This window comes from Acinetobacter sp. UBA801 (genome assembly GCA_002296655.1).
Taxonomy (GTDB): domain Bacteria; phylum Pseudomonadota; class Gammaproteobacteria; order Pseudomonadales; family Moraxellaceae; genus Acinetobacter.
On sequence record DBIN01000043.1, the window covers coordinates 42,801 to 54,880 of the forward strand.

At 39.6% G+C, this 12,080-nt stretch carries 17 protein-coding genes and 1 pseudogene; 3 read left to right on the forward strand and 15 right to left on the reverse strand.

The window, feature by feature from the left end:
• The first annotated feature begins 39 nt into the window (after nucleotides 1-39).
• Nucleotides 40-849 (forward strand): cytochrome C assembly family protein, encoded by an 810-nt coding sequence (locus tag B2W49_RS08905; RefSeq protein ID WP_291339571.1) that lies wholly within the window; start codon nucleotides 40-42, stop codon nucleotides 847-849.
• A 315-nt stretch (nucleotides 850-1,164) separates the two neighbouring features.
• Entirely contained in the window at nucleotides 1,165-2,100 is a 936-nt protein-coding gene (locus tag B2W49_RS08910; RefSeq protein WP_291339573.1) for a tRNA dihydrouridine synthase, read from the forward strand.
• A gap of 62 nt (nucleotides 2,101-2,162) precedes the next feature.
• Here B2W49_RS08910 and B2W49_RS08915 read toward each other — a convergent pair whose 3' ends face one another.
• From B2W49_RS08915 to B2W49_RS08985, 15 genes and pseudogenes are all read right to left on the reverse strand, one after another.
• Complete coding sequence (locus tag B2W49_RS08915) at nucleotides 2,163-3,227, reverse strand: DUF1176 domain-containing protein (RefSeq protein WP_291339575.1); 1,065 nt, start codon at nucleotides 3,225-3,227, stop codon at nucleotides 2,163-2,165.
• Nucleotides 3,228-3,333: 106 nt separating this feature from the next.
• On the reverse strand, nucleotides 3,334-3,957 hold the full coding sequence (locus B2W49_RS08920; protein WP_291339577.1) for a DUF2939 domain-containing protein: 624 nt from the start codon (nucleotides 3,955-3,957) through the stop codon (nucleotides 3,334-3,336).
• Between the two features lie 143 nt (nucleotides 3,958-4,100).
• A complete protein-coding gene (locus B2W49_RS08925; protein WP_168418131.1) occupies nucleotides 4,101-4,442 on the reverse strand; it encodes a YegP family protein in 342 nt (113 codons plus the stop codon).
• 260 nt (nucleotides 4,443-4,702) lie between these two features.
• Nucleotides 4,703-5,044 carry a zinc ribbon domain-containing protein YjdM gene (locus B2W49_RS08930; RefSeq protein WP_291339580.1) on the reverse strand — a complete coding sequence of 114 codons (342 nt, stop codon included), beginning with the start codon at nucleotides 5,042-5,044 and terminating at the stop codon, nucleotides 4,703-4,705.
• Between the two features lie 102 nt (nucleotides 5,045-5,146).
• Nucleotides 5,147-5,512: a DUF488 domain-containing protein gene (locus tag B2W49_RS08935; RefSeq protein ID WP_291339581.1), complete on the reverse strand. Its 366-nt coding sequence runs from the start codon at nucleotides 5,510-5,512 to the stop codon at nucleotides 5,147-5,149.
• 116 nt (nucleotides 5,513-5,628) lie between these two features.
• Complete coding sequence (locus tag B2W49_RS08940) at nucleotides 5,629-6,006, reverse strand: ribonuclease E inhibitor RraB (RefSeq protein WP_291339583.1); 378 nt, start codon at nucleotides 6,004-6,006, stop codon at nucleotides 5,629-5,631.
• Nucleotides 6,007-6,171: 165 nt separating this feature from the next.
• Nucleotides 6,172-7,122, reverse strand: coding sequence for a DUF5660 family protein (locus tag B2W49_RS08945; RefSeq protein WP_291339585.1), 951 nt, complete (start codon nucleotides 7,120-7,122; stop codon nucleotides 6,172-6,174).
• A gap of 258 nt (nucleotides 7,123-7,380) precedes the next feature.
• Nucleotides 7,381-8,046, reverse strand: coding sequence for an RluA family pseudouridine synthase (locus B2W49_RS08950; protein ID WP_291339587.1), 666 nt, complete (start codon nucleotides 8,044-8,046; stop codon nucleotides 7,381-7,383).
• A 130-nt stretch (nucleotides 8,047-8,176) separates the two neighbouring features.
• Complete coding sequence (locus tag B2W49_RS08955) at nucleotides 8,177-8,890, reverse strand: SIMPL domain-containing protein (RefSeq protein WP_291339589.1); 714 nt, start codon at nucleotides 8,888-8,890, stop codon at nucleotides 8,177-8,179.
• 119 nt (nucleotides 8,891-9,009) lie between these two features.
• A complete protein-coding gene (locus B2W49_RS08960) occupies nucleotides 9,010-9,261 on the reverse strand; it encodes a DUF6868 family protein (RefSeq protein ID WP_291339591.1) in 252 nt (83 codons plus the stop codon).
• 565 nt (nucleotides 9,262-9,826) lie between these two features.
• Nucleotides 9,827-10,399 (reverse strand): DUF4126 domain-containing protein, encoded by a 573-nt coding sequence (locus tag B2W49_RS08965; RefSeq protein WP_291339593.1) that lies wholly within the window; start codon nucleotides 10,397-10,399, stop codon nucleotides 9,827-9,829.
• A 106-nt stretch (nucleotides 10,400-10,505) separates the two neighbouring features.
• Nucleotides 10,506-10,649 carry a zinc ribbon-containing protein gene (locus B2W49_RS08970; RefSeq protein WP_004972403.1) on the reverse strand — a complete coding sequence of 48 codons (144 nt, stop codon included), beginning with the start codon at nucleotides 10,647-10,649 and terminating at the stop codon, nucleotides 10,506-10,508.
• 130 nt (nucleotides 10,650-10,779) lie between these two features.
• Complete coding sequence (gene vapC / locus B2W49_RS08975) at nucleotides 10,780-11,199, reverse strand: type II toxin-antitoxin system tRNA(fMet)-specific endonuclease VapC (protein WP_291339596.1); 420 nt, start codon at nucleotides 11,197-11,199, stop codon at nucleotides 10,780-10,782.
• Entirely contained in the window at nucleotides 11,199-11,429 is a 231-nt protein-coding gene (locus B2W49_RS08980; RefSeq protein WP_136144542.1) for an antitoxin, read from the reverse strand. Before B2W49_RS08980 ends, vapC begins: the two co-directional genes overlap by 1 nt.
• A gap of 72 nt (nucleotides 11,430-11,501) precedes the next feature.
• Nucleotides 11,502-11,879, reverse strand: a pseudogene (locus B2W49_RS08985) (hypothetical protein); the annotation flags it as partial.
• A 68-nt stretch (nucleotides 11,880-11,947) separates the two neighbouring features.
• Between B2W49_RS08985 and B2W49_RS08990 the strand changes: the two are divergent.
• A partial coding sequence (locus tag B2W49_RS08990) for a helix-turn-helix domain-containing protein (protein WP_032023738.1) occupies nucleotides 11,948-12,080 on the forward strand: 133 nt, incomplete at its 3' end.

Here is a 12,080-nt window from a genome sequence, read left to right on the forward strand (position 1 = left end):
TATATAAATGAATATTCATCATCCTGAAAAAGGTTTGACATGATCAGTCTCCCCTTGGTTTATACGATTTTAGCATTAATCGCTTATACCAGCTCTTTTTGGTATTTATTTTCTCATTTAATGTCTAAACGTGCGCCAAATCACTGGTTTATTCGTTCTCTGCTCAGTTTGGGCTTATTACTGCATGCGGCCGTGTTGTATAACGATATGTGGACGCCGATGGGTGTCAATTACAACGTGTTTAACCTGATGTCATTTACTTCAGGTTTAATGTTGTTATTGAGCTTGCTGTTTAGCAGTTACCGCCCTGTTATTGCTTTAAATTTGATTGGTATTCCTGTAGCCGCAGTGGGTTTAATTACAGGCTTTTCATTCAGCCAGCATAATTTATTTATTAACCAAAACTCGATTGGTTTAGATATTCATATTATTTTATCGCTATCTGCCTATGCCGTATTGTTGATGGCAACTATTCATGCCGTGTTAATGTGGTTTCAAAACCGCGAACTCAAAAACAAACAAAAGCGTCGAGTTTGGGTAAATTTGCTGCCGTCTTTGCAAGATATGGAATCTTTGCTATTTGACATGTTGATTGCAGGCTTTGCTTTACTCACAGTCGCATTAGGCTTTGGTTTCTTTACGATAGAACATTTCTTTGCACAGCATTTAGCGCATAAAACTGCCTTTAGTATTATTTCTTGGTTTGTCTATGGTGCATTACTACTTGGACGCTACAAGTTTGGCTGGCGTGGACAAAAAGCGATTCGCTTTACCATTATTGGTTTCTTTTTATTGGCACTCGGTTTTATTGGTTCTAAATTTGTGTTGGAAATGATTTTAGGCAAGTGAGATATTTTTTGTTTGACTTATTCAACGTGTTGGATGATCAATTATTGAAGAGCCTAACCAAGAGGAATGAGCTTTTTAAATGAAGCCAATCATCTAAATGATTTCTAACGATGTAAGTACTTCATTGAAATATCTAGCCAATGATGCACATCAAATGCATGGACTAAATAAAACTTGAGATACAGATCACTGTGTTAAATAAATACATTGAATATTAAAACCTTAGCTACAACCACTTCAATTCAAAACCCTTTTTCTAGACATCCTCCATAAAAAAACGTATAACTCCACTTTTGTTTGAACTGGCAGCATCTTGTGAAACTGATTCTTGCACCCATGGAAGGCTTAACCGACCCCATCATGCGTGATGTACTCACGTCTGTCGGTAGTTTTGATTGGTGTGTGACAGAGTTTATTCGAGTCACAGACAGCATTCTGCCAGATCATATCTACCACACCTTTTGCCCAGAATTACTCACCAACGGCAAAACTGCTGCAGGTACACCTGTGCATGTTCAATTTTTAGGAAATAATCCTGAAATGTTAGCAGCCAATGCAGCCAAAGCTGCGGCGATGGGCGCTCCTGCCATTGATATGAACTTTGGCTGCCCTGCCAAAACGGTCAATCGGCATCGAGGCGGTTCAGTCTTACTCGATGAACCCGAAGTGGTATATGAACTGGTTAAAGCGGTGCGTGATGCCGTTCCTGCTCATATTCCAGTTTCTGCCAAAATGCGTTTAGGTTATATGGATCGGAACTTCATGCTAGAAAATGCGCACGCCATTGAAGATGCAGGCGCAGCATGGGTCACAGTACACGCACGTACCAAAGCCGATGGCTATACACCTCCTGCATTTTGGGATCAACTGCGCCCGATTCGTGAAGCATTGAAAATAAATGTGATTGCCAACGGCGAAATTTGGAACAATGCAGACGCGAAACAGTGTCGCTTAGAGTCTGGCTGTGAAGATTTGATGATTGGACGTGGTGCCGTGACCACACCCGATTTGACTCAGTGTATTCGTCAAAATTCAGACCTGCCTTTACTGAGTTGGCAAGATTTGCTGCAACTGCAAATTCGCTTTATTCGCGGCCCTGCCAAAACAGAAATTGGCATGCTAGGACGTTATAAACAATGGCTTGGCATGATGTCGAAGCATTACCCCGAAGCCAAAACTTTATGGGATGAAATCAAACGTCTGAAAAAACTGGATGAAATCATTGAAAAATTAGTCGCGCACACGACTTAAACAGTGAATCCATCAAGCTCAAATTTTATCTAAAAATTTCAGCTTTTATTGGTGAGTGTCATCTATTCAACCTTGCTGACAAAGCTTGGCATTTCCCATGCACTACCTGCAAAACCTTTACATTGTCCTGCATCAAACTGATAGCTTTTGACAAAGTGCTGACCAATCCACGCCCATTCAGTTTGACTGAAACAATCACCAATTCCACGTCCTTTTTGATAGGAAAAAATCTGTCCGTTGCTAAATTCTGAAGCAGAATCGGTTACAAATTGCTGTATCTTTTGCAATTTTTTATCCATGACCCAATAAGCCACACCCCAATTATAAGCCCCTCGCCAACAATTTGCCTCAACCAACACCCTATCCTGATTTAAAGGATAAGTATGAATTTGCTGTTCTGCTTGTTCAGGTTCAAACAGCATATAACAATTTTCACGATCTACAGTTTTTTGTAAAATTGGATATAACTTTTCTGCACTGGCTGCAGTAAGCATCTGGGGTTTGGCAATTCGGTATTGAGGCTGCATGCGAATATTGATTTTAGGCATCGCTTGCGCTTTTAAAACCTGCGTAGATGCCTTATTGCCTTTTGCCAATATTGCGGAATCTGTACCCACACGTTTTTGAAATTCGTCCATTTTTAACAATACCGCACTTAAGCCTGCATCAGACAATTGCCAGCGTTGCTTAGCTTGTCTTAATTCAATAACGGTATGCTGATGCGCCTGCGACAACAGCTTTTGCACACTGGTAGCAGACAAGTTTGCAATATTTTCATTAAAGCGTAACTGTTGCAAAGCACGACCATTTAAAAATAGTGTTGCTTGAGGAACATCATTTTGAATTTGTAATTGACCTTGTATGGCCTGATTTTGACCTGCTTTACGCGTTAGCAATACGCTAATCGGTTGCTCAAAATTGTCATCAGTTTGGTAACCCGCAGCACGGCAGGTGCCTGTATTATCACAAGCCAACTCCCAGTCTTGATGCTGAAAATATAAGCCTTCAATCGGTGTAGTTTTAGATGTCGCTGTTGTACTTGCTACTGGTGCTGCAATCAACAAAGGGCTAAACAATGCTCCACCAAGTAACAAACCCGCACTCAAACCACCTGATAATTTTTTCATCTTATTTTTCCTGCTAACTATTTTTTTCACCACATGACATTCAACAAACCGGGGGAAAGTTCGAGGAATCAATACCTCGTACCCCATCAATATTCACCTAATCCACCTACTCGCGCACATCTAAACGGATTGCAACAATTTTCCAGCGCCAGTTGCGTGGCTGTAACTCAAATTCGGTAAGTCCCGCATATTGGGTAGGTACTTTAACCACAAAACGGTTCCAACGATGAAAACCACTGCGAATATCTGGACTCGGTTTAAAAGCCTCGGCAAGTTCAACTTGTTGTGCATGCGCACGTGGCAAAATACTAAATCCTGTTTTCCGATGCTGCACAGTCCATTGCTCTGTAGAGGCTTGCGGCAATTGTGAGGATAAATCTGGTAAAGAAATGGATTCCTGCCAAGCTTTGCCCTGCATCAATAAAGCAATACTTTCTGGTGTCAGCAAAACGTCTAGCATTTTATCGCTCAGCTGATCAGTCAATAGCTGCCCCAAAACATTTGGTGCTGAAGAGGATGCCTCAAAACCCATTAACTGCTGTAAACGCTGCTGCACTCGTGGTTTTAAACTGGCTTTAACTTGCGGATAATCTATATAGCTTGAAAGTTGATCTGCCTGATGTTGCTCCACAGCCTGATTGATTTGATACAGGCTCCAATATGGCCCTGCGCACCATACCGCCACCACCGCTATAAGTACCAAAAATATCCGCATCGCCAGTTTTTTCATTAATCTTCTTCTCTACCCAAAAATGCTCAAAGTACTTCACCCAATACAATCAATTGGGGAACTATCCACCACCCCCCTCAAATAAAAAAGCATGCCGCAGCATGCTTTTTATACAAGGCTTAAAATTAAGGATAACCTTTAGGTTAAGCACTTACTGTTAAATCTTTAATAGTACTGCTACTGCCATTGGTTTTAACCGATTCAATGCCTTTTTCACGTGATTGCTCAGTTGTATAGAGCTGGCTTGTACCAATCACCTGATGATTGGCGGCTTTTAAATTAAAATACGGCTTATCATTTTTAGAAGTCAGACGGTCATAACGACCATCTTCCTGACTGTTTTTTTGTACCGAAGCGATACCATTTAAAGCCGAAGCTTTAGCTTTATAGTACTCACTGGTTAAAATTATTTCGCCATTCCCCGCTTTAAGTACAAAACGATATTGTGCATTGCTTGCTTGTGAAACTTCGAACCATCCTGACATAGTGTCCCCCAACTGTTTTTGTGAGTGGTGTTGTTAAGTAATGACTACGTTAAACCTGATTAAAACTTGTTCTTTTCATCTAAAATATAAAGGACTTAGGCAAAATAAAAAAGTATTTTTGTACAAACATTAAAAGTGATGCTGTGTCATTTTTATTGTCACATATCAAAAAACTTAATGATCTTTTTCTTTGTACCCTGCATAAAAAAAGCGCAGGCGACTTCTACAAAGTTGCCTGCGCTTGGTATTTCTAATACAGATTATGCTTTTTTCACATACTCAGATTTTAATTTCATTGCGCCCATACCATCAATTTTACAATCAATGTCGTGACCATCGGCAGCGTCTGGAATTAAACGAATATTTTTCACTTTGGTCCCCACTTTTACAGCAGCAGATGAACCTTTAATTTTAAGGTCTTTAATCACAGTTACCGTGTCGCCATCTGCTAACACATTACAATTTGCATCTTTGATTACAGCAGCCGCTTCTTCAGCTACATCACCTTCTTTCCACTCGTGTGAGCATTCTGGGCAAATGAGCAAGTCACCATCTTCATAAGTATATTCTGACTGGCATTTTGGGCAATTTGGCAAAGACATAAAAAACCTCAAAAACTTTATTATAACATTTTTTACTGATTATTCATAAACTTAAAAACCTTATAAAGCATAAGGATAATAGTTGAATAATACGATGGATTTTTACTCTAACGATGTTAAAGATTGCTCTAAAACATGCTTTAACACCACCACATGATTATGCTGTTCATCTTTTGCAGCAGTAATTAAGGTCACTTTTTGCTGCTGTGCCAGTTTAAGCAGTTCCTGTAAGGTCGCTTCTTGCTGAGTCAGTTCAAGCAGATAACGCTGTTGAAATTCATCCCAGTTTTGTTCAGGGTTTTGGTGATACCACTTGCGTAATTCAGTTGAGGGGGTAATTTCTTTAGGCCAACAATCAATCTGAGCACGCGCTTTAGTCACACCACGTGGCCACAAACGATCGACTAAAACCCGTGTACCATCTGTAGGTACAGCATCTAGATAGGCTCGCTTAATTGCAATATCCATATTGCCTCTTTCTGTTCTACAAGAACGCTGCAAGGCTTGATACTAAAAACCAATCCTTATGTGTCATGCAGAATTAAAAAAGCATGTGATCAACACATGCTTTCGGGAAATCAAATTTATTCTTCGTCTTCGTACCCATCTTCATCATCGTAGACGTAGGCCATACAGCCCCAACCGTCATATTCACCGCCATGCTCTTCGGCAATTTTAGTGAACCATTGTTCTAAATCTACAATGTCTGAATACTCTGGTTCCATATACACATAAATGGTGATAATCCATTCAACAGCATCAGATTCTTCATCTTGAAATAATGAAATTTTTTGCTCTTCTGCCAACAAATACAGCGCACATTTTTCGGCTTGTTCTTGTGTGGTAAAAGCAATGGAGTACTCAATTTCATGTGGCTCTGTCAGGTCATCCCCATCTTCATGCATTTGCCAAAGTACATTACCATTATCATCATCTGGGAATTGCTCATAGTCACGTGTCATGCGAATATCCTTGTTATCTTTTTAGCCAATATATATCTGGCAAGTGACAAAATAGTGAATTCAACATAGCACAATTTTGCCGTACTTGATCAAGTTTTCTGTATTTTGCGCTGACTTTAGTCGGACAGCCCTACAGAGTCTGCATCTTATAGATGCAGCTTATCCTTAAACATTCGCTGCCAGTTTTACTTGCTGTGTGGTGTCAGTGCCCTGTTGCTTAAGGCCAATCACTAAAGATGCAAATTTTAACTCTTCAAGGCGAAGTGCCAAGTAAGATTCTAAAATTTTGCTATGTCCAAAAGATGCCGCATAGTGATTAAGCAAGGTGAAATCATCCTGCAACGCTTGTAGAGATTCCCCTAAATTATGTTGGTTCAACTGGGCTAAATATAAGTCTGCTCTGCTGTTTAATGCATGACTAAGCAATGTTACTGCAGAAAGACGACGCTGCTCATCTACAAATGCACAATAGGCCATTTCATTATTTTGAATCGCTTGCATAATTTTTTGACGCACCTGTAATAAATGCTGTGCTGCATCAGACTGGCTATAGTCTTCAATTAAATGATCGAGTAACTGCTGTGCTGGCAATTGAAACGCAGGGGTATTTTCTTCAATTTTGTGATAAAGCGCGGCAGTCACCTGCTCTAACTTTTGACGTTCTTCTGCTAAATGATAAAAAGCACCCAATTGTTCTTGAGCTGCTTTTAGGGTTTTAGCTTTGGCTTTTTGTTCGTGTTCGACTAAAAAATTACTGACTTTTTCAATTTTTTGTTTGCATTGATCACGCATGTTTTCTGCTTCAGACTTGACCATTTCTACAAACATTTCAACTTGTTGGCGACGTTCCAACACATATTGTTCAACATCTAAAATATCTTGATAATGCTGCAAACTTTCCACACGGTTTTTCAAACTCCCTACTTCTACCCGAAGCAGCGTGAGCTGATGTTCTAACTCGTTACTTTCCAGCTCATCAGTTGCCAAATTGGAGCGAGTGCGGTCTAAATTGTTTTGTAAAGATTTAATGCTAGCAGACAACTCACCGCGACGCTGGATTTGCCAAAAAACAATCACCACAAGAACTACAATTATTGCGCCCAATATATACAACATAACTTTGCCTCCCACCCCATCGGCCTGCCCCGTTCAAGTGATGCGTTTTTCACGCAAAAATCACTTCAACCTCAAGTTGCAGCCCCAAACACTCAACACAAAAATTTTAAAATAACCAATCAACCTCCTTTTTGTGCAAGGAAAATGAAAATCTACGGTTATAGCGTTAAATTAACTAGTTCTTGGGATGATGGCTATCCCAAATTTTGAGTATTTTCACAATAATTTGAAAAAAATGTGACTGTTAGAAAGAAGTGATTAAAAAGGAAGCTGTGCCCGAATTTCTACAGCTTCATGACTCAACGGCTGAGTAAACGCCAAATAGCTGGCATGCAACGCCATTCGTTTTAAAGGACTTTGTTGCGGCTGAGGATGATATAACTTATCGCCTGTGATTGGGTGACCAATATATTGCATGTGTACCCGCAACTGATGCGAACGCCCTGTAATTGGCGTCAGCAATACACGCGTAATATCTTCAATCGCACAATATTCCAAAGCTTGATACAACGTTTGCGCAGGCTTGCCTAAATCGAAATGCACAATTTGCCGTGGACGGTTTTCCCAGTCAGTAATTAAAGGCACATCAACACTGCCCTCACCTTCAAGTTTGCCTTGAATTAACGCAATATAGTTTTTTTCTACCGTTCGTGCCTGAAACATTTTGCTCAATGCGACTTCTGCATCACGGTGCTTGGCAAACATTAAAATACCTGATGTAGCCATATCTAAACGATGGGCAATTTTTGCATTAGAATGCTGCGCCAAAACTCTTAAATAAGCACTGTCCTGATGTTCAGGCAAACGCCCAGGCACAGACAATAAACCTGCAGGCTTATCAATCACCAGTAAATCGTCATCTTCATAGACAATTACTAACGGATCTTGTGGAGGGGCGTAAATAAAGTTGTCGTTTAAAGCCATGAACTACAGCACGCAAAGTGGTGCGGGCAAAATATCAAGCACAGCCCGAGCTGTCAATTCAGTCGGGCAAAGTGCTTGTTTTGCTTAAGCAATTAATGAAGTCAATTTCCTGACTTAGTGATTTGCTACATCAGTCTGCCAAATAATATTCTACGGTAGACACCACACGAACTTTTTTTAAATAGGGTGTATTGCTGTCACGATCTTCAATACTAAATACGCCCTGATTGGCTGATTTAATTTTGCCTAAACGGCTGTCAGAATCTGCGGCAAATTTTTCTGCAACACTACGGGCATTTTGTGTGGCTTGCTCAATCATGGCAGGTTTAATGTCATTGAGTTGCGTATATAAATATTCGGTGCGTTGCCCATAATCTTCACCACCAAAGGCTATTCCATTTTTACCTAAATCGACCAAGCGGCTTTGTGCGCTGCGCACTGTATCAATATTTTTGGTATAGACCGTAATGGTTTGATGTGCGGTATAACGTAAAGCAACATTGCCATCACCACCATATTGCTGGGCGTATTTATCGGTAATTACAGGTGCAGCAATGGTAATTTCTTCAGGACTGAAACCTTCATTTTTTAAAAAATTTTGAATTTGAGAGGTTTGGCTTTGCATGGTGTCATATAACGCTGCCAAGTCTTGACTAGCAGCACTAAAACGAATTGGCCACACCGCCACATTGGCTTTTACTTCACGTTCAGACAAACCTTTGACTGAAACCACACGCTCATACTGTTTAATTTTAAGTGCGCTGTTGCCCAAAATCCAACCCGCGAGCACCATCCCCAAACAAATTAGACCGCCTAAAATTAGTGCAGGTTTAAAATAATTCATGTTTGCCAACTCCTTAAATTGCGGGCTTTTCGCCTCTATTTTGATGACCGTGTGTTTTTAATGTACTGTTTCAAACCGTTGTTTCTATGCTTTTCGATGCTTGTTTATAGAGTTTGAAATTAAGGTCGCATCATATACAGCGCGATAAGTGGCGCGATATTCAATAGCAATACCCCAATTTTATAGACTGCCATGCCACCATAATGAATGGCAGCAAAACTTGCATCTGACAGTTCGAACCATCTGCCATGTAACTGTCGAAGCCAGTCATGTGCGAAAATCACCACCACAAACCACAGCATTAAAATGGCATAATTAATCAGTGCGCAGGTCAGTAATAAACGACACCAAAAATCGTAATCAACACTCATATCCCACCTAATTAGATGTGGATGATCATTGCAAATTAACAGATTTAAACGAACAACTTGATGGGAGTTTTGTAGCAGAAATACGGAATAATATTCATTTAAACTTTTATTTAATTTCGATTTTATTTTCTTGATCTTGTTTTATTTTTTATATTTTCAACAATATTCTTTAGGGTGTTAGGGAAAACAACTGTGGTTTACTTCAACTATCATGCTGGATAAGTCATAATCTTATAGCCTATAAACTTTTGGTTTATAGCGTCCTAAGCCGAATCGAGACCTTTTGGGTAAGTACTACACGCACGTTGTACGCAACTGGTAGCAATCTACTCTTTTCGATCCCCATCACACCCTTGAGATATATAGTAGTGATTTGGGGTTGGAATTGTTTCCCCGAAATGATTTTATTTTGATTTATTTTTAAAATTTTTATCACTTTTTAAGTCATATTTTAGAAAATTTCCCAAATCTACATTTTTTTCGCACTCAAATCATCAAATAATGTTTAAATATTGAATTTATTACCACACTTATTTTTAAAATATTTTTTAAACTGAGCAAAAATCTATGTTGAGGATTCAACACCTTTGTTTTGTCCTCGAATCCAACGAATTGCCCAAATTAAGGTCAGCAGTACCACAAATACTACCAATACAGGCACAATGAAGGACAACACTGAAAGTACGACAGCCCCAATCCACTCTCCTGTAGAAATCACAGGATTTGCAATACCGCCTGTCGTTGCGGTAGATACACCACGTACCGCCACCGTACTCATTTGCACAACACCCGCTGTACCGCCACCGACAATAATGGCCGAAGCCCAACTGACAAATTGTGACATTTCACCACTGCTTACAGCGATTGTGGTGAGTGTGCCTGCAATCATGGCAGCAGGTGTGGCAACGGTGTCGAGCATATTATCGACCCACGGCACATAATATGCGGCTATTTCACTGATTGTTGCCACGGTCAAAGCCAGACAAACAGCAGGCATTGCCAACCATTCAAAACCTTTTAAGGGTTCAAACCAACCCATGAGCGCGGCGACACTCATGACCAGCAAAGGCACGAAAACCCGAAAACCACTGGCAGCACTTAGCCCAATGCCGACACATAAACCCAGTATTGTTTCCATGTTGTACCTCATTACCTTGGGTTTTCTATGGCTAAAATAGCAAAAAGCCCCATCGGGTGATAGGGCTTTAGATTAAAACAGGATCTGCTGTTTTATGTCGTGTAGCTTAGGCAACCTTGTTGTTATATTGGGTGCCATGGCATTTGGTACACGGTGGTAGACGGTCTGTACCAATTTCTAAGTAAACGCGATGCCCGCATTGGACACAAAAATAGAAGCCTGTTCCTGGTTTATCACCTGCAGTTACCATCTTTGTTCTCCGTGTGGTTTAGAAATGGTCAATCCAGTATATCTATTCTGTGATGATTGTCTACTGTCCATTTTGACAGATGATGAGGGCAGTTGGGCAAAGGATGATTTTTATAAAAAATCTAACTCACTTACAAAGGATTAGATACCCAGTTTTCGACTTTTAATCCATCGACACGAGTAAATTCTTTTTCGTTATTGGTGACCATAACCCAATGATTTGCACGTGCATGTGCTGCTAACCATAAGTCATTTGCGCCAATAATCTGTCCCTTTGATGAAAGATCTTGGCGTATTTGCGCATAGTGATCAGCGACATATTCATCTAACTCAACCACTTGAATCATTGACGTTAATTCATCTATCACTTTAAGGGCTTTTTCTTTTTGCTGACTTTTCTCTGCACCAAAACGCAACTCCCCCAAAGTAATTACTGAAATTAAAATATTTCGATGTGGGAGATGTTTTTCAAAATGCTGACGGACAATTTCAGGTTGATGTTTGATGATGTAGATACAAATATTTGTATCCAATAAATATTGTGTCTGCATTAGAACTCTTCTCGTTCCTGTAGTGGTTCATCCACTCTTTCTTCTGCATAAAAGTCATTCGGCATTTGCGCTAATACTTTAAATAACCGATCTACGGTGACTGGTTTTTCACGCAGAATCACTTCATCGCCACGACGGAAAATTTCGACTTCTGTACCTTCAAAGCGAAATTCTTTGGGTAAGCGAACAGCTTGACTTCGACCAGTCATAAAAACTTTTGCGGTAGTCATAAGGCTACTCCATCAGTTTTGATATATATCTTATGATAGGTATTTTTTGAGTGTTTTTCAAGCGAATTAAATTTAATGAATTTGAGGCACTTCAATAACATTCACAGTAAATAAATTCAAAATATCATCTCTATCCATGAAAATAATTTGGCTTCTGCGATTTGCATCTAATTTATTACCTAACCAGTTTCTTGCTGCTTTTGTGATTTCACCGCCTGCAATGATATAAGCATGATCTACCAATACTCTTTTATTTGTTTCAGAATCGAAAATTTCATGCCCCAACATCATCGTTGTTTGGTTATAAATTTCAGCAATATTGTGGTTGCTAGCTTTGGAAACACCTGAAGAATCTAGTTTTCCTTTCTTTACCTGAATTCCAAAATAAATTATATGTTGTGTAGGCAGTGTATATTTCATCCAAATATCTTTTCCATATTCCAATGCTTGGCAGAGTAAAACTTGAAGTGCGACATAAACCACCTAATTAATTTAAAGGGTTTATGGAGTATATAAAATTGTCATACCATCATCTTAACTTTGAAGATCGTACTGCATTAATGCTTGAGTCAAGAAAAGAAGGCTTTTCAGCCAGAAAATTTGCTGAACTCATTAAAAGACATCCTAGTACGATCTATCGTGAGCTTAAAA

What these genes read in the sequence shown, in the direction of transcription:
- B2W49_RS08905 (WP_291339571.1), top strand. Translation starts at nt 40, where the DNA reads ATGATCAGTCTCCCCTTGGTTTATACGATTTTAGCATTAATCGCTTAT.
- B2W49_RS08915 (WP_291339575.1), bottom strand. Translation starts at nt 3,227, where the DNA reads ATGAAAAAATTATCAGGTGGTTTGAGTGCGGGTTTGTTACTTGGTGGA.
- B2W49_RS08920 (WP_291339577.1), bottom strand. Translation starts at nt 3,957, where the DNA reads ATGAAAAAACTGGCGATGCGGATATTTTTGGTACTTATAGCGGTGGTG.
- B2W49_RS08925 (WP_168418131.1), bottom strand. Translation starts at nt 4,442, where the DNA reads ATGTCAGGATGGTTCGAAGTTTCACAAGCAAGCAATGCACAATATCGT.
- B2W49_RS08930 (WP_291339580.1), bottom strand. Translation starts at nt 5,044, where the DNA reads ATGTCTTTGCCAAATTGCCCAAAATGCCAGTCAGAATATACTTATGAA.
- B2W49_RS08935 (WP_291339581.1), bottom strand. Translation starts at nt 5,512, where the DNA reads ATGGATATTGCAATTAAGCGAGCCTATCTAGATGCTGTACCTACAGAT.
- B2W49_RS08940 (WP_291339583.1), bottom strand. Translation starts at nt 6,006, where the DNA reads ATGACACGTGACTATGAGCAATTCCCAGATGATGATAATGGTAATGTA.
- B2W49_RS08945 (WP_291339585.1), bottom strand. Translation starts at nt 7,122, where the DNA reads ATGTTGTATATATTGGGCGCAATAATTGTAGTTCTTGTGGTGATTGTT.
- B2W49_RS08950 (WP_291339587.1), bottom strand. Translation starts at nt 8,046, where the DNA reads ATGGCTTTAAACGACAACTTTATTTACGCCCCTCCACAAGATCCGTTA.
- B2W49_RS08955 (WP_291339589.1), bottom strand. Translation starts at nt 8,890, where the DNA reads ATGAATTATTTTAAACCTGCACTAATTTTAGGCGGTCTAATTTGTTTG.
- B2W49_RS08960 (WP_291339591.1), bottom strand. Translation starts at nt 9,261, where the DNA reads ATGAGTGTTGATTACGATTTTTGGTGTCGTTTATTACTGACCTGCGCA.
- B2W49_RS08965 (WP_291339593.1), bottom strand. Translation starts at nt 10,399, where the DNA reads ATGGAAACAATACTGGGTTTATGTGTCGGCATTGGGCTAAGTGCTGCC.
- B2W49_RS08970 (WP_004972403.1), bottom strand. Translation starts at nt 10,649, where the DNA reads ATGGTAACTGCAGGTGATAAACCAGGAACAGGCTTCTATTTTTGTGTC.
- vapC (WP_291339596.1), bottom strand. Translation starts at nt 11,199, where the DNA reads ATGCAGACACAATATTTATTGGATACAAATATTTGTATCTACATCATC.
- B2W49_RS08980 (WP_136144542.1), bottom strand. Translation starts at nt 11,429, where the DNA reads ATGACTACCGCAAAAGTTTTTATGACTGGTCGAAGTCAAGCTGTTCGC.